This is a genomic window from Micromonospora sp. NPDC048894 (assembly GCF_040649765.1).
Lineage (GTDB): Bacteria > Actinomycetota > Actinomycetes > Mycobacteriales > Micromonosporaceae > Micromonospora > Micromonospora antibiotica.
On record NZ_JBEZFY010000003.1, the window covers coordinates 208,653 to 223,583 of the forward strand.

Below are 14,931 nucleotides of genomic sequence, written 5' to 3' on the forward strand. Positions count from 1 at the left end.
CTCCGCTACCCGCGACGACCCACGCCCCGCCTCCGACGACCGCTGCCCGCTCTGCGGCGCCGTCGCCGGCCAAGCAAGATCGTGCTATTTCCTGGTTGTAGTGGCCTCCGGGCGTAGCGAAGCCACTACAACCATGTTCGAGCGTGACCTTGTGGCACGGTTCCCGGCGTGCGTCGGGGTGACCGCCGCTGACGACGTCAGGGACGACGGCGCAGGCTCGGGTCGGTCAACGCCGGCACCTGGTAGCCGGCGTCGGCCGGGTTGACGTCGTGGCCCGGCCGGACCAGGGCGTCGATCCGGTCCAGCACGTCGGCCGGCAGCCCGGCCGGCTCCCCGGCGGGCAGTTGGCTGCGCAGCTGGGCCAGGGTGCGCGGCCCGATGATGGCGCTGGTGACCGCCGGGTGGCTCAGCACGAAGCCGAGCGCCAGCTCGATCAGCGTCAGGCCGCTCTCCTCGGCGAGCGTGGCCAGCTCCTCGACCAGGGCGAGCTTGCGGTCGCGGGCGGCGGCGTCGCGGAAGTCGAAGTGGTCGCCGTTGCGCCCGGCGCGGGAGTCCGCCGGTACGGCTGTGGACCGGTACTTGCCGGTCAGCCAGCCGCCGTTGAGCGGGCTGAACACCAGCACGCCCAGCCGGTACCGGGCGCTGGTGGGCAGGGCGGCGGCCTCGACGCCCCGGGTCAGGATCGAGTAGCCGAGCTGTTCGGTGGTGAAGCGTTCCCGCTGCCGGCGTTCGGCCACCCACTGCGCCTCGACGATCTGCTCGGCCGGGAACGCCGAGGTGCCGATCATCCGGACCTTGCCCTCCCGGACCAGGTCGGACAGCGCGCCGAGGGTCTCGTCGACGTCGGTGAGCGGATCGGGCCGGTGCACCTGGTAGAGGTCGATCCAGTCGGTGCCGAGCCGGCGCAGGCTGCCCTCCACCGCCTGCCGGATCCAGCGGCGGGAGTTGCCGCGCCGGTTGCGGTCGTCCCCCATCGGCTCGTGGAACTTGGTGGCCAGCACCACGTCGTCGCGCCGGCCACGCAGCGCCCGGCCGAGGATCTCCTCGGACTCGCCGTGGGCGTACACGTCGGCGGTGTCGACCAGGTTGATCCCGGCGTCGAGCGCCTCGGCGACGATCCGGTGGCACTCCTGCTCGTCGGGGTTGCCCCAGGCGCCGAACATCATGGTGCCGAGGCAGAGGGTGCTCACCTCGACCCCGGTTCCGCCCAGTCTGCGGTACTGCATGATCCGATCGACCTCCCGTACGCGGTGTGCCCCCACGCTGGCACGCCGGCCGGCCGGTGGCACCGTCCCGGCGCGTCGAACCCGGCGCGCCGGCTTTGTGTCCCCGGCACATCGACCCTGCCGCCGAACAGTGAATAGGCTGGTGGACGCGATAGTGATGGACATTTCGGTACGGTGGAGGTAACAGTGGCGACCGGTCTGACCCAAGCCCGATGGACGCACGTGGCGTTGCCCACCGGCGACCTCGACAAGGCGATCTCCTTCTACACCGCGCTCACCCCGCTGGTGGTCGTGGAGCGGTTCGCCGACGCCGACGGGGAGAGCGTCTGGCTTTCCAACGACAAGCAGGCCGACACCCCGTTCGTGCTGGTGCTCGTCTCGTTCAACAAGGACAAGGGCGGCCAGCTCGGTCTGCTGCACCCGTTCGCGCACATCGGCATCGAGGTGCCGCAGCGCTCGGACGTCGACGAGATCGCCGCGCGGGCCCGGGAGCTGGGCTGCCTGCACTGGGAGCCCCGCCAGATGCCGCCGCCGGTCGGTTACATCTGCGCGCTGAAGGACCCCGACGGCAACGTCATCGAGATCTCCCACGACCAGCAGGTCTTCGACACCGTGCGGCGTCGGTGGGGGAGCTGACCGCAGCGTCGACCCGCGCCGCCGTACTGCGGTACCTGGCGGCGTTGAACGCCCACGACGCCGATGCCGTCGCCGGCTGCGTCAGCGCCGACTTCGTCAACGAGCACACCGCCGCCCTCGGCCGGACGGTGGTCGGCCGGGTCCGTTACCGGGCCCGGCTCGACGGTTTCCTGGCTGAGTTCGTCGACCTGCGCTACGAGGTGGAGGAGCTGCTCGTCGACGGTGACCGGGCGGCGGTGGCCTACCGGATGTCGTTCCGGCTGGCGTCGGCCGGCCGGGCACCGGTGCGCATCCGCGGCGTGTTCCGGTTCCGGGTCGACCCGGACGGGTTGATCGCCCACCGGGTCGACTACTGGGACAGCGGCGAGGTGCACCGTCAGCTCGCTGGTGCCACCGAACCGCCGCCCGCCCCCGGTTCGGGGGCGGGCGGCCCGGCGTAACCCGCCCCCGCGCCGCGTCCCCGGGCGGCGATCTTGGTGGCAGATGGCCCCTCCGGGGGCCACGATCCTCCAAGATCTGTCGGGACACCGCGCGTCGCCGTGCGGGACCGGCCGCGTGCCGGGCCTGTCCGTTGTCGGGCGGGACGCCGGTTGCGGGGGAGAAGTCGGCGGCGTGGTGTGGTGTCCGTGTCGCCGGATGCGGTCCGTGCTCGGTAGAGTTCGCCTTTCGGTGGACGGCGGCGAGTGCGGGGTGACGTGGTGACGGGCGGAGTCGACGAGCCGGCCGGTGACGCGCCGGCGATCCAGACCGTGCAGCGCGCCGCCACGATCCTCCAGGCGTTCTCGGTCGAGCGGCCCCGGCTCACCCTGGCCGAGTTGACCGCCGACCTGGCCATCAGCCGGGCCACCGCGCACCGGTACGCCCGCGCGTTGCGGGCGGCCAACCTGCTGCGCTTCGACGTGGCCACCGCCACCTACACGCTGGGTCCGCAGGTGTTGGCGATGGAGGCCGCCGCCCGTGCGGCGCTGCCCATCGTCACCGCCGCCGAGCCGTACCTGGACCGGCTCACCCGGTTGACCAACCAGACCTCGGTGCTCAGCGTCTGGAACGGTGAAGTGCCGACGGTGGTCCGCTGCATGGACAACACCAGCGGTGACGTGCGGTTGAGTGTGCGCACCGGCTCGCCGTTGGACCTGCTCCGCTCGGCGCAGGGCCGGGTGTTCTGCGCCTACCTGTCGGCCGCCGAGGCGCCCGCGGTGGCCCGCCAGTTGCGACTGTCGGCGGGGTTGCGGGTGGTGGTCGAGCAGGTCCGCCGGGACGGTTTCGCCGCCAACTCCCCGGAGGATTTCGGGGTACGCGTACTGGCCGCGCCGGTGTTCGAGCGTACCCAGGTGGTGGCGGCGTTGGCCGTGCTGGGCACCAGCACGACGCTGTCCGGCGCGGTGGAGGCCGCCGCGGCGGACAGCCTGCGGCTGGTGGCCCGGGAGTTGTCCGAGGCGCTCGGCGCGAGCTGACGCCCGGGGCCTGCCCGCCCGTCAGCGGTGACCGTTGCTGCCGACCGGGGGGTGGTGGCCGTTGCCGCCGCTGCCCAGCTCGGCGGTGACCAGGGCGGCGACGCGTTGCAGGGCGATGGCGAGCGGGCTGTCGGTGCCCTCGGGGACCGAGGTGGTGGTGCCGACGATCGCCATGGCGGCGATCAGGGTGCTGCCCCGGAAGATCGGCGCGGCGATGCTGCGGACCCCGTTGGCCGAGGGCGTGTTGGCCGAGATGCCGGTACGCCGGATCTTGTCGACCTCCCGGCGCAGCTCGGCGGAGGCCGCGATCTCGCCGGCCAGCCCCGGGACGTCGGCCTCGGGGAGGAAGGCGCAGAACACCCGGCCCTGGGCGGACTCGGTGCGCGACAGCCGCGAGCCGGTACGCACGCTGACCCGGATGACCCGGTCGGTGTTGTCGTCGGCGCGGACCACCACGGCGGTGTCGCCGTCCCAGACGCTGAGCACGACGGTCTCGTCGATCTCACGGACCAGTTGCTGCATGCGCGGGCCGGCGATGCTGATCACCGGCATCGCCGCGCGGGCGGCGGCGGAGAGGGTCAGGATCTGCGGACCGAGGGAGTAAAGTCCCTCCCGCTCGTCGTAGCGCAGCAGGTTGCTCTCCCGCAGCGCCTTGGTGTAGCGGTGCGCGGTGGCCTTGCTGGTGCCGAGGCTGGCGGTGAGTTCGTTGAGGCTCAGGCGCGGACGTGCCGCCGTGAACGCGTTGAGGATGACCGCCGCGCGCTGCACGGTCTGGATCGCCGGTGAGCTGGGATCAGCGCTCTTGACCGGCGAAGGGGCATCGTCCGCCATCTGGATTCCTTTGTGCGCAGAGTGAGACAGTATCATGGCATATGACACGTCAGCCTGTCGATGCCTGCTGGTGCCGCAGTGCGATGTCGGCGTACAACCGGGCGAAGCGCATCAGTTCCGGCACCGCGTACCTTTCCCGTCGCGGATCGGTCGGATCGGGCGGGAGCGCCGGTGGCCCCAGCCGTACCGTAGGCACCCCCCGTCGCCGCAGCACCACCCCGTCGGTCGAGCCGGTCCAGCCGCGCACCGGTGGGGCCGGCCGGCCGAACGCGGCGAGCCAGGCTTTCCCGGCGTGCCGGCAGATCGGTGCGTCCGCTGCGGTGGCGGCGGACGGGTGGGCCGGGTGGCCGGTCACCGTCACCCCGCAGCCGGCGAGGGGAGTGTCGCGCAGCCGCCGGGTCAGGGTCGCCCGCAGCGCGTCGGTGATCTGCCGCGGGTCGTCGCCGGGCACCGTGGTCAGGTAGAGGTGGATGTCGACCACCCCGGGCAGCAGGTCGGGTTTGCCCGGTTGGCCGGCCCGGACCGCCCCGATGCCCAACTCCGCGCCGACCGGTGCGTCCGGGTCGGCCCGACGGGCCAGGTGTGCTTGCCGGAATTCCTCCAGCGCCTCGACGAGCACGCCCAGGTGGACGAGCAGCCCGCCGGGGGGCGTGGCGGTGTCCCGGAACAGGGCGGGATGGAACCCGCTGGTCAGCCGTACCCGCAGGAACATCGCCCCGGGCTCGGCGGTGAGGATGCCCGGGCTGGTCTTGGCCACGATCGCGGCGGCCGGCAGTGGCCGGTCGCGCAGGTGGTGGAGCACCCCGCCGACGGTGGGGGCCGGCGCGACCCCGTCGTCCGGCCCGGCGGTGGGATCGTCGCGGTGGGTGCCGGTGGCGGCGAGCAGCAGGGTCAGCCGGTGCGGCCGGCCGGCGGCCCGGCTTGCCTCGGCCGCGGCGGCGTAGCCGACCAGGGCGGCGGCGGCTGCCGCCCGCGCCACCCCGAGGCCGAAGCCGCTGACCACCTCGCCGGCCGGGCCGGACAGCTCCAGCGCGGGGGCGGGGGTGTGCCGGCCGGTGATCGGGGCGTCGAAGTCGGTGGCGCCGGTCAGTGAGGTGTCCAGGTGCGAGTAGATCAGCAACTCGGGGCGCTCGCCGAGGTCGGAGCCGCCGACCAGGTTGGCGCTGTCCGGCGTGGTCGCCGTGCGCGGCACCGGGTCGACCCGCCAGGACAGCTCCGGCCAGCGGGTGGCGGCCCAGTCGGCGACGCGGTGCGCGGTGGCCCGTTCCCGGCCGTACGGGGTCGGCTGCGCGGTGAGCGCCGCCAGGGCGTCGAGCAGGGTGGCCTCGTCGACCGCCCGTTCGGCGGCGTGGCGCAGGGTCGCCGGCACCTCGTCGTCCATCCGGTTCCTCCCGCCTGCGTGACTTCATTCAAGATGACGTCTCGTATGTTGACATACTCTGGGCCAGGTCTCTAGCGTGGCCTGACACCAAACGACATCGCCCCCGCATCCGGCGACGTCGCGGAACGGGCCCGGCACGCCGGATCGGCTGCGCGCCCCGACCTGCCGCGTCGGCTCGGATGTGGCCGGCCGACCCAACCGCAGGAGGACCGATGGCCTACGTGGTCACCGACGAATGTGTGGACGTACAGGATCGGTCCTGCGTCGAGGAATGCCCGGTGGACTGCATCTACGAGGGCGACCGGATGATGTACATCAACCCGGACGAGTGCGTCGACTGCGGGCGCTGCGAGCCGGTCTGCCCGGTCACCTCGATCTTCCACTTCGACGACCTGCCCGCCGACCGGGCCCGGTTCGGCCCGATCAACGCCGAGTTCTTCTCCGAGATCGGCACCCCGGGCGGCGCCCGCAAGATCGGCCGGGTCGGCCACGACCACCCGGCCGTCGCGGAAAGCGCCAGCTGATGGCCGAGCGGCACGAGGTCGACCTCGCGATCGTCGGCGCCGGCCCGGCCGGGCTCTACGCCACCTACTACGCCGGCTTCCGCGGGATGAGCGTGGCGGTGATCGACTCGCTGCCCGAGGCCGGCGGGCAGATCGCCGCCCTCTACCCCGAGAAGGCGATCTACGACATCGCCGGACTGCCCGCCGTTCGGGGCCAGGAACTCGTCGACGCCCTGCTCACCCAGGCCGCTACCGCCAAGCCGACCTTCCTGCTCGGGCAGAGCGCCATCGAGCTGACCTGCGCCGAGGACCACGTGCTGATCGGCACCGACACCGGCACCGAGGTCCGGGCGGCCGCCGTGCTGCTGACCGCCGGCATCGGCACCTTCACCCCCCGCGAGCTGCCGGTCGGCAGCGGTCACCTCGGCCGGGGGCTGCGCTACTTCGTACCCCGGCTCGAGGAACTCGCCGGGCAGGAGGTCGTGGTGGTCGGCGGCGGCGACTCCGCCGTCGACTGGGCGCTGGCCCTGGAGCCGTACGCCAGCAGCGTCACCCTGGTGCACCGGCGACCGCAGTTCCGTGCCCACGAGCACAGCGTCACCCAGCTGCACGACTCGACCGTGCGGGTGCTCACCCCGTACGAGGTCTGCGGGATCGACGGGGAGCAGCACATCGAGGCGGTGCAGATCGCCGAGGTGCGCGGCGATGGCCGCCAGACGCTGCCCGCCCAGGCGGTGGTGGCCGCGCTCGGCTTCATCGCCGACCTCAGCGCGATGGAGCAGTGGGGGCTGGAGATGCGTCGCCGGCACATCGCGGTGGACCGGTCGATGCGCACCAACCTGCCCCGGGTCTTCGCCGCCGGCGACATCACCGACTACGACGGCAAGGTACGCCTCATCTCGGTCGGCTTCGGTGAGGCCGCCGCCGCCGTCAACAACCTGGCCCCGCTGGTCAACCCGGCGCTCGGCACCGTTCCCGGCCACTCCTCGGACGCGGCATGACCGCCCCGGGGCCCGCCGACGCGCACCTGGTGGTCACCCGGTACGGGCTGGGCCGGATCGTCGGTGACGACGTCGAGCTGCTCGACCTGCCGTACCCGGACGTGGCGGCCATGCTGCGCGCCGGACTCGGCTTCACCCCGGCCGTCGAGGCCCGGGTCCGGCGGCGGCTGCCGCTGGAGACCCTCGTCGGCGACCTGCGCGCCCCGCTGTCCGGCACCCGGGCGGTGTGGGGGGTCGGGCTGAACTACCACTGCAAGGCCCGGACCACCGGACGGGCGCTGCCCACCCGACCGGTGCTCTATCTCAAGTCGCCAAGCGCCGGCTCCGGCCCGGGGGACACCGTGCCGCTGCCCGGCTCGGTCAGTGAGCAGTCCGACTACGAGGGTGAGGTCGCCCTGGTCGTCGGTACGCGGATGCACCACACCCCGGCCGGGCAGGTCTGGGCGCACCTCGCCGCGATCACCGCCGCCAACGACCTGACCGCCCGGGACGTGATGGCCGCCACCGGCAACCCCACCCTGGCCAAGAGCTTCCCCGGCTTCGGCGCCCTGGGCGCCTCGGTGCTCGGCCTCGGCGCGGTCGCCGACCGGGAGGCCATCGGGGTACGCACCACCGTCAACGGGGAGCTGCGCCAGCAGGCCAGCACCGCCGACCTGATCTTCCCGGTGCCCGACCTGCTCGCCTGGATCACCAGTTACGTGGTGCTGGAGCCCGGTGACGTGGTGCTCACCGGCACCCCGACCGGCACCGGCCAGGACCGGGGCTGCTTCCTGAGCCCCGGCGACCAGGTCGAGGTCACCGTCGCCGGGGTGCTGCCCCTGCGTACCCGGTTCCGTGCCGAGGGCCCGGACCATCCCGCGCCGGCCGCCGTCAGCGCGTCGACCTACTCGCTTCGCACAGAGAGCCCGATGTCATGAGTGAGAATTCCGACCGATACGACCTGGTGCTGGCCGGCGGCCAGGTGTTCGACGGCGAGACCGGGGCCAGTCGGGTAGCCGACGTCGCGGTCACCGGCGACCGGGTGGCCCGGATCGCGCCCGGCCTCGCCGCCGACGCCGACCGGGTGATCGACTGCACCGGGCAGTACGTGCTGCCCGGCCTGGTCGAGGCGCACACCCACATCTTCGCCGAGGTCTCCAAGGTCGGTGCCCCGCCGGACGAGGCGCACCTGCACCGGGGCGTCGTCGCCGCCTGCGACGCCGGCACGGTCGGCGCGTCCACCTTCGCCGCGTTCGAGAAGTACGTCGCCGTCCCGGCCCGGATGCGGCTGGTCAACTTCCTCAACGTCTCGGTCCTCGGCCTGATCGACTTCCGGTTCGGTGAGCTGATCAACCCGGGCACGCTGGTCCCGGAGGACGCGCTGGCGGTGGCCGAGGCGAACCCGCACCGGGTGCGCGGTTTCAAGATCCGGCTCTCCGAGGACGTCGTCGGGATGGACTGGCGGCCGCTGCTCAAGCGGTCCCTGGCGCTCGCCGCCGAGGCCGGCCTGCCGCTCATGATCCACATCGGGGAGACGCCGGAGCCGCTGCCGGTGATCCTGCCCCTGCTGCGCCCCGGCGACGTCGTGGCGCACTGCTACACCGGCAAGCCGTACGGCATCCTCAACGACGGCACCGTGCTGCCCGAGGTGTACGCCGCCCGTGAGCGCGGGGTGCTGTTCGAGTCCGCCCACGGCAAGAGCAACCTCAGCTTCGCCGTCGCCCGCCCGGCGATCGAGCAGGGCTTCCTGCCCGACGTGGTCACCTCCGACACCAGCGCCCGCAACTGGCGCGGCCCGGTGTTCGACCTGGTCACCAGCATGGCCAAGTTGCGCGCGATGGGGATGACCCTGGAGCAGTTGGTGCCCCGGGTGACCTCCGCACCGGCCCGGCTGACCGGCCTGGAGGCCGAGGGCTACGGCAGCCTGGTCGAGGGCGGCCCGGCCCACGTCACCGTGCTGGCCGAGGCCGAGGAGGCGGTGCTGCCCGACGCCGCCGGCAACAAGATCACCGCGCCCCGGCTGGACCCGGCCGTGGTACTGCTCGCCGGTGAGCAGGTGCCGACCGTGCCGTGGCGCGGCCTGCCCGCCACCGGGGCGTGACCCGCTGATGTCCGCCGTCGAGCCGACCCCGCCGGGGCGTGCGCAGGTGTTCGCCGGGTCGACGCCACCGGCGTCCGCCGGGTCGACGCCACCGGCGTCCGCCGGGCCGCCAGCAGCGGGGGCGGCGTCCGCCGGGACGACGCCGCCCACCGGCGTGCACGCCGCCCGGGCCCGGCTGCGGGGCACGCTGCGCGACGGCGGGCAGCTCGTCGGCACCTTCGTCAAGCTGCCCGGTGCCGACGTGATCGCCCTGGCCGCCCGCGCCGGCCTCGACTTCGTCGTGGTCGACCTGGAGCACTCCGGGCTGGACGAGCGCACCGCCACCGACCAGCTCCGGCTCGCCGCCCTGGCCGGCCTGCCGGCGCTGGTCCGGGTCCCGGCCGTCGACCCCGGCCAGGTCAACCGGCTGCTGGAGGCCGGGGCCGTCGGGGTGCAGCTGTCGACCGTGCGTCGCCGGGCCGACGTCGAGGCGCTGCGCGCGGCCAGCCGGTACGCCCCGCACGGGCGGCGCAGCATCAGCCTGGCGCACCCGTCGGCGGGGTACGGCGGTGACGGCCTCGACCGGTACCTGGCGGCGGAGGCCGAGCACCCGCCCGTACTGGTGGCGCAGATCGAGACGGCGACCACCGACGACCCGCTGCCCGCCCTGCTGACCGGGGTGGACGTCGGCTTCGTCGGGACCACCGACCTGGCGGTGAGCCTGGGCCTGTCGACCACCGACGACCGGGGGCCGCTGCTGCGGCGCACCGGGGACATCGCCGACGCGGCCCGCGCGACCGGGGTCGCCCTCGGCGGTTGGGTCGCCGAGCGCTCCGCCGAAACGCTGGATGGCTGCGGCCTGACCGACGCGCGGTACCTCGTCGTCGGCTCGGACCTGCAACTGCTCGGGGCCGGCCTGCGTCGGCTCGCCGCACCTGCCCGACCCGCCTGAGAAGGGGACGCGTTCACATGCTCAATCCGCAGCTGTACGGCATCTCGGTCAACTGGGACGACATCCCGGCCACCGAGGTCCGGCCCGGGGTACGCCGCAAGGTGTACGCCACCGACGAGGTCCTCTTCGCCTGGCACGAGCTGGCCGTCGGGATGGACCTCAACCCGCACCACCACGACGACTTCGACCAGTTGGTGCTGATCCTCGGCGGCCGGTGCAACTACTACGTCGACGGCGTGCCGCACCCGATGGGGCCGGGCTCGCTGCTGCTCGTGCCGCGGGGCGCGGAGCACTACATCGAACCGACCGAGGGCCCGTGCATCAACGTGGACGTCTTCGCCCCGCCCCGGGCGGACTTCCTGCCGCACGCCTGGCGTCCGGGGCAGGGCTGACCGCGATGACCGACATCGTCGTGGTGGGCAGCCTCAACGTGGACGTGGTGGTGCCGCTGCACGAGCTGCCCGCCCCCGGTCAGACCGTGCTCGGCGCGGCCGACCACCGGCGTACCGGCGGCGGCAAGGGCGCCAACCAGGCGGTCGCCGCCGCCCGGCTGGGTCGCCGGGTGGCGATGGTCGGCGCGGTCGGCATCGACGCCGACGGGGACTGGCTGCTCGGGCTGATCGCCGCCGAGGGGGTGACCACCGAGTCGGTGCTGCGCGCTCCCCGGCCGACCGGGCAGGCGATCGTCCTGGTCACCGCCGACGGCGACAGCACCATCGCGGTGAGTTCGGGGGCGAACATGTGGCTCGCGCCCGAGCACCTCGCGCCCCTGCGTGACCTGCTCGGGTCGGCGCGGGCGGTGTTGCTGCAACAGGAGGTCGACGCCGCGGTGGTGGCCGAGGCGGTACGCCTGGCGGAGGGCCTGGTGGTGCTCAACCCGGCCCCGGCCCGCCCGGTCGACCCGGCGACCCTGGCCCGGGTCGACGTACTGGTGCCCAACCGGGGTGAGCTGGCCGCCCTGGCCGGTGCGCCGACGCCGGACGTCGGGGTCGACGGGTTGGCCGCGATGGCCCGCTCGCTGGGCACCCGGGGGCCGGTGGTGGTGACCCTCGGCGGCGACGGCGCGCTGGTGGTGACCACCGACCGGCAGTGGCTGGTGCCGGCGGAGCAGGTCGACGCGGTGGACGCCACCGGTGCCGGGGACACCTTCTGTGCCGCCCTGGCCGACGCGCTGCTCGACGGCGCGGCGATCGACGAGGCGGCCCGGTGGGCGAGCCGGGCGGCGGCGGTCACCGTCACCCGGGCGGGGGCGATGGCCGCCGCGCCCCGCCGAGCCGAGGTGCCCACGGCCGCCTGACCTGTTCTCCCTGATCCTGCCGCCCGTCGTGCTGTTTCCGGCGACGGAGCGGCCCGGCTCCGGCCGGCTGCGCGTCGCCCCCGGTCTGTCCCGGTCGGGGGCGACGGCGTGGCGGCGGTGCCGCTGTGGGCCTCGCCGGTGCACCGTGCGGTGACCCGGGCCCGCTGGTGACCCCTCCCGGTCGTCCCGGCCGGTGGCGCGGTGCCACCGGCCGGGACCCGTGCCGTCGGTCAGCAGGGGCCGTCGGTCAGAAGTGGGCCGGGAAGTCGGCCTTGCGGATCAGGCAGTGGATGCCCTTCACCCCGTCGACGACCTGGCTGACCTCGAAGTCGGCGGCGGCGCTGAGGTAGGCCAGGGCGGTCTGCGGGGGCATGCCCTGGGTGCGGACGAGGAAGTCGACGGCGGCCCGGACGGCCCGCCGCATCGCCTCGTCGAGGTCGGCGTGCAGGCCGACCGGCAGCCAGTGGGTGGCGGTCTCGCCGAACGGCCCGTCGACCCCACCGAGCAGTAGGCCGGCCTGCGCACGGGGGATCACCGACAGCCGCAGGGTGGCCCGCAGCGGTGCCTCCAGGGCGGTCAGCGCCACCTCGCCGTCGCCCTGGGCGTAGTGCGGGTCACCGGCGTAGAAACCCGCCCCGGGCAGCTGCACCGGCAGGTAGAGGGCCGAGCCGACCTGCAACTCGTTGATGTCGAGGTTGCCGCCGAACGCGCCGGGTGGTACCGAGTGGACCGGCTCGTCGGTGTCGACGGCGACGCCCATCAGGCCGAGGAACGGTGCGAGCGGGAAGCGGGCCGCGCGGCCGTCGCCGTACGGCAGGGTGCCGAACAGCCGGCCGCCGTGGTGGATCACCTCGGTGAAGTGGCTGACGGTGCCGTACTCCCGGGGGCCGTCGCCGTCCGGGCCGGTGTCGGTCGGGGTGAGCGGGTACTCCCCGGGCAGCGCGCCGTAGCCGTGCCGGCTGCTGATGAAGCCGTACGGGGCGCGGACGAGCAGGTCGAGCACCTCGATCCGGAGCAGGTCGCCGGGTTCGGCCCCGGCCACCGCGATCGGGCCGGTGACCACGTGCGGGCCGTCGGCGTCGTAGTCGTGGGCGACGTCGGAGGCGGCCAGGTCGCGGGCGTCGGTGAGCACCCGGTCGGTGGGCACGTCGAACTGCTTGAGGTAGCCGACGGGGTCACGCCCCTGGTCCTCCAGGATCCCCTCGTGGCTGAGCGTGTCGATGGTCACGGTCTCCCCGGAGCCGACCCGCAGCACGGGGTCGTGCCGCCGGTTGGGCAGCCGGCCCCACAGGCAGGTGTCCGGGGTGCTGGGCAGGTAGTGGGTTCCACCGATCGGGCCATCGTGCGGCTGGAGCATGACATCCTCCGGGAGGGGTGACACCGGCTGGCGGTGCGACGGGACGGCGCTGCCCGGTGCGGGTGGCCGGCGGCCGGCGACGGGGTGCGCGGGCCGCATCCGGGGCCGGTGATCGCCGTGGGGCGGATCGGCCGGGCCGAGTCGGATGTGGGGCATCGTGGCCGGCGAATCAGCAGGTACGTGTTGCGTTCGTATTAACAGCGAGTAACCCGGTGCCGGAGTCTTCCCTGCTCTTGACAGTTGCCATGGCGGAGTAGCAGCATCGTGTAGCGAGATGCTGTCTCGCATGACGTAGAAGGCGGTGAGGTGATGGCGCAGCAGACGCCGGTACGTCCGCTCGGTGCAACCGGCGCGATGATCGACGAGGACTGGGAGGCGCTGCGGTTCCGGGTGCACCGCTCGGCGTACCGCGATCCGGAGGTCTTCCGGACCGAGGTCGACCGGATCTGGAATCACACCTGGCTCTATCTCGGTCACGAGACCGAGATCCCGAAGGCGGGCGACTTCAAGACCCGTACCCTCGGCGGTCGACCGCTGATCTTCTGCCGGGACGCCGACGGCCAGGTGCGGGCCTTCTTCAACGCCTGCACCCACCGGGGCACCGTGCTGTGCCGGCACAGCGAGGGCAACACGAAGTTCTTCCAGTGCTTCTACCACGCCTGGGCGTTCAGCAACTCGGGCGAGCTGGCCGCGCTGCCCGGTGACGACGCGTACCCCGACGACCCCGCCTTCCGGGCCTCGATGGCCCTGCGGCAGGTGCCCCGGCTCCAGATCCACGAGGGCTTCGTCTTCGTCGCCTTCGACCCGGACGTGCCGGACCTGCTGACCCACCTCGGGCCGGCCGCGCACTACATGTCGCTGACCGCCAAGATCGGCGAGCATGGCATGACCACCCTGCCGGGCGTGCAGCTCTACAGCGTGAAGGGCAACTGGAAGCTGGCCGTCGAGAACGCGATGGACGGCTACCACTTCGCCCCCACCCACAACACCTTCGTCGGCTACCTGCGCGAGACCGGCTTCGCCGTCACCGACGACGACCAGTACGCCTACGACCTCGGCGGCGGCCACGGGCTGCTCGTGCTCACCGGGCACAACGGCCGGATCGGCATGGTGTGGGAGCCCCGCTTCGGCGACGAGGAGAAGACCCGCACCGTCACCAAGCGCCGCGAGCTGGAGGCCCGCCTCGGCCCCGAACTCGCCGCCGAGGTGGCCGACGCCAGCCGCATCCTGTTCGTCTTCCCCAACCTGCTGCTGTTCGATCTGGAGGCGCTGACCATCCGGCAGCTCGAACCCGTCGCCGCCGACCGCACCGACGTGCGGGCCTGGCAGTTCGTCGAGGTCGGCGAGCCGGAGTCGGTCCGCGCGCTGCGGATCAAGACGATGGTCAGCTTCGTCGGACCGGGCGGCCTGGCCACCCCCGACGACATCGAGGCGTACGAGGCGGTGCAGCGCGGCATCACCGCGACCGCCGACTCGGTCGACCCCGCGCACGACTGGAGCGACATGTCCCGGGGCATGGCCAACGAGAAGCAGGGCAACCAGGGCCGCTCCATCGACGAGGGCGCGATGCGCAGCTTCTGGCGGCGCTGGGCCGAGGTCGTCGGGGCGGGCACCAGCGTGGCCGGCGACCCGCCGGCCGGTACGCCCGCCGCCGGACCCGCCGCGGGGGGTGCGGGCAAGTGAGCGCGTTGTCAACGACGGCCGGGAGCCGTGGGGGAGTGGTCAAAGTGGAGTCGCGCGAGGTGACCCGGGCCGAGGTGGAGGACTTCCTCTACCGGGAGGCGCAACTGCTCGACGAGTGGCGACTCGACGAGTGGCTCACCCTGATCGAGCCGGGTGGCCGGCTGGAGGTGCCGACCACCGACTGGGCCGGTTGGGACGCCACCACCGCCGGGTACTTCGTCGCCGACGACTACGAGCTGATCCAGGCCCGGGTCAAGCGGCTCAAGAGCCGCAAGGCGCACGCCGAGAACCCGCACTCGCGGACCCACCGGATGATCTCCAACGTGCTGCTGCTGGAGGCCGGCGCGGAGACCGTCTGGATCAGCGCCAACTTCCTCATCCACCGCTACCGCGACAACGGCGCCTACACCTACGTCGGCCGGTACGAGCACGTGCTCAAGGTCGACCCGGACGGGCTGCGGTTCCGGCTGCGCCGGGCCGTGCCGGTGATGGAGTCGATGGATCCCGGCGCCCGACTCAGCTTCATCCTCTGAGCCGGCCCGCCATGATCA

Annotated in this window: 16 protein-coding genes; 12 read left to right on the forward strand and 4 right to left on the reverse strand. The window is 73.4% G+C overall.

Going from position 1 to position 14,931, the window contains the following annotated elements; genetic code table 11:
• Window positions 1-197 precede the first annotated feature (197 nt).
• A complete protein-coding gene (locus tag AB0C22_RS08050; protein WP_219463043.1) occupies window positions 198-1,226 on the reverse strand; it encodes an aldo/keto reductase in 1,029 nt (342 codons plus the stop codon).
• Window positions 1,227-1,412: 186 nt separating this feature from the next.
• Here AB0C22_RS08050 and AB0C22_RS08055 point away from each other — a divergent pair, with 186 nt between their 5' ends.
• The 3 genes from AB0C22_RS08055 (at window position 1,413) to AB0C22_RS08065 (ending at window position 3,316) form a co-directional block, all read left to right on the forward strand.
• Complete coding sequence (locus AB0C22_RS08055; RefSeq protein ID WP_308290806.1) at window positions 1,413-1,862, forward strand: VOC family protein; 450 nt, start codon at window positions 1,413-1,415, stop codon at window positions 1,860-1,862.
• Entirely contained in the window at window positions 1,850-2,302 is a 453-nt protein-coding gene (locus tag AB0C22_RS08060) for a nuclear transport factor 2 family protein (RefSeq protein ID WP_308290805.1), read from the forward strand. The genes AB0C22_RS08055 and AB0C22_RS08060 overlap by 13 nt, the downstream gene beginning before the upstream one ends.
• Window positions 2,303-2,560: 258 nt before the next feature.
• Complete coding sequence (locus AB0C22_RS08065; protein ID WP_357534184.1) at window positions 2,561-3,316, forward strand: IclR family transcriptional regulator; 756 nt, start codon at window positions 2,561-2,563, stop codon at window positions 3,314-3,316.
• A gap of 21 nt (window positions 3,317-3,337) precedes the next feature.
• On the opposite strand, the gene AB0C22_RS08070 is transcribed toward AB0C22_RS08065, so the two are convergent.
• Both AB0C22_RS08070 and AB0C22_RS08075 read right to left on the reverse strand, forming a co-directional pair.
• A complete protein-coding gene (locus AB0C22_RS08070) occupies window positions 3,338-4,147 on the reverse strand; it encodes an IclR family transcriptional regulator (protein WP_357534186.1) in 810 nt (269 codons plus the stop codon).
• A 49-nt stretch (window positions 4,148-4,196) separates the two neighbouring features.
• The gene (locus tag AB0C22_RS08075) at window positions 4,197-5,528 is read right to left on the reverse strand and encodes a hypothetical protein (RefSeq protein ID WP_357534188.1); all 1,332 of its coding nucleotides are present in this window, start codon (window positions 5,526-5,528) and stop codon (window positions 4,197-4,199) included.
• A 212-nt stretch (window positions 5,529-5,740) separates the two neighbouring features.
• Between AB0C22_RS08075 and fdxA the strand changes: the two genes are divergently transcribed.
• Genes fdxA through AB0C22_RS08110 form a run of 7 tightly spaced genes read left to right on the forward strand, consistent with a single transcriptional unit; the run spans window position 5,741 to window position 11,340 of the window.
• Window positions 5,741-6,052, forward strand: coding sequence for a ferredoxin (gene fdxA, locus AB0C22_RS08080; RefSeq protein ID WP_219463032.1), 312 nt, complete (start codon window positions 5,741-5,743; stop codon window positions 6,050-6,052).
• A complete protein-coding gene (locus tag AB0C22_RS08085; RefSeq protein WP_357534190.1) occupies window positions 6,052-7,032 on the forward strand; it encodes an NAD(P)/FAD-dependent oxidoreductase in 981 nt (326 codons plus the stop codon). Before fdxA ends, AB0C22_RS08085 begins: the two co-directional genes overlap by 1 nt.
• Window positions 7,029-7,949 (forward strand): fumarylacetoacetate hydrolase family protein, encoded by a 921-nt coding sequence (locus AB0C22_RS08090; RefSeq protein WP_219463030.1) that lies wholly within the window; start codon window positions 7,029-7,031, stop codon window positions 7,947-7,949. Before AB0C22_RS08085 ends, AB0C22_RS08090 begins: the two co-directional genes overlap by 4 nt.
• Window positions 7,946-9,112: a hypothetical protein gene (locus AB0C22_RS08095; protein WP_219463029.1), complete on the forward strand. Its 1,167-nt coding sequence runs from the start codon at window positions 7,946-7,948 to the stop codon at window positions 9,110-9,112. Before AB0C22_RS08090 ends, AB0C22_RS08095 begins: the two co-directional genes overlap by 4 nt.
• 7 nt (window positions 9,113-9,119) lie before the next feature.
• Window positions 9,120-10,043, forward strand: coding sequence for an aldolase/citrate lyase family protein (locus tag AB0C22_RS08100; protein ID WP_357534193.1), 924 nt, complete (start codon window positions 9,120-9,122; stop codon window positions 10,041-10,043).
• A 17-nt stretch (window positions 10,044-10,060) separates the two neighbouring features.
• On the forward strand, window positions 10,061-10,435 hold the full coding sequence (locus AB0C22_RS08105) for a cupin domain-containing protein (RefSeq protein ID WP_208570005.1): 375 nt from the start codon (window positions 10,061-10,063) through the stop codon (window positions 10,433-10,435).
• Between the two features lie 5 nt (window positions 10,436-10,440).
• A complete protein-coding gene (locus AB0C22_RS08110; RefSeq protein ID WP_219463024.1) occupies window positions 10,441-11,340 on the forward strand; it encodes a ribokinase in 900 nt (299 codons plus the stop codon).
• 247 nt (window positions 11,341-11,587) lie between these two features.
• Here the strand turns inward: AB0C22_RS08110 and AB0C22_RS08115 are convergent, their stop codons facing one another.
• The gene (locus tag AB0C22_RS08115; protein ID WP_357534195.1) at window positions 11,588-12,697 is read right to left on the reverse strand and encodes an acetamidase/formamidase family protein; all 1,110 of its coding nucleotides are present in this window, start codon (window positions 12,695-12,697) and stop codon (window positions 11,588-11,590) included.
• A gap of 309 nt (window positions 12,698-13,006) precedes the next feature.
• Here AB0C22_RS08115 and AB0C22_RS08120 point away from each other — a divergent pair, with 309 nt between their 5' ends.
• A complete protein-coding gene (locus tag AB0C22_RS08120; protein WP_208570002.1) occupies window positions 13,007-14,380 on the forward strand; it encodes an aromatic ring-hydroxylating dioxygenase subunit alpha in 1,374 nt (457 codons plus the stop codon).
• A gap of 44 nt (window positions 14,381-14,424) precedes the next feature.
• Entirely contained in the window at window positions 14,425-14,913 is a 489-nt protein-coding gene (locus tag AB0C22_RS08125; RefSeq protein WP_208570001.1) for an aromatic-ring-hydroxylating dioxygenase subunit beta, read from the forward strand.
• Window positions 14,914-14,931 lie beyond the last annotated feature (18 nt).

Bases quoted from the DNA above. Each gene is read 5' to 3' on its own strand.
- AB0C22_RS08050 (WP_219463043.1), bottom strand. From the start codon at position 1,226: ATGCAGTACCGCAGACTGGGCGGAACCGGGGTCGAGGTGAGCACCCTC.
- AB0C22_RS08070 (WP_357534186.1), bottom strand. From the start codon at position 4,147: ATGGCGGACGATGCCCCTTCGCCGGTCAAGAGCGCTGATCCCAGCTCA.
- AB0C22_RS08075 (WP_357534188.1), bottom strand. From the start codon at position 5,528: ATGGACGACGAGGTGCCGGCGACCCTGCGCCACGCCGCCGAACGGGCG.
- fdxA (WP_219463032.1), top strand. From the start codon at position 5,741: ATGGCCTACGTGGTCACCGACGAATGTGTGGACGTACAGGATCGGTCC.
- AB0C22_RS08085 (WP_357534190.1), top strand. From the start codon at position 6,052: ATGGCCGAGCGGCACGAGGTCGACCTCGCGATCGTCGGCGCCGGCCCG.
- AB0C22_RS08090 (WP_219463030.1), top strand. From the start codon at position 7,029: ATGACCGCCCCGGGGCCCGCCGACGCGCACCTGGTGGTCACCCGGTAC.
- AB0C22_RS08095 (WP_219463029.1), top strand. From the start codon at position 7,946: ATGAGTGAGAATTCCGACCGATACGACCTGGTGCTGGCCGGCGGCCAG.
- AB0C22_RS08100 (WP_357534193.1), top strand. From the start codon at position 9,120: ATGTCCGCCGTCGAGCCGACCCCGCCGGGGCGTGCGCAGGTGTTCGCC.
- AB0C22_RS08105 (WP_208570005.1), top strand. From the start codon at position 10,061: ATGCTCAATCCGCAGCTGTACGGCATCTCGGTCAACTGGGACGACATC.
- AB0C22_RS08110 (WP_219463024.1), top strand. From the start codon at position 10,441: ATGACCGACATCGTCGTGGTGGGCAGCCTCAACGTGGACGTGGTGGTG.
- AB0C22_RS08115 (WP_357534195.1), bottom strand. From the start codon at position 12,697: ATGCTCCAGCCGCACGATGGCCCGATCGGTGGAACCCACTACCTGCCC.
- AB0C22_RS08120 (WP_208570002.1), top strand. From the start codon at position 13,007: ATGGCGCAGCAGACGCCGGTACGTCCGCTCGGTGCAACCGGCGCGATG.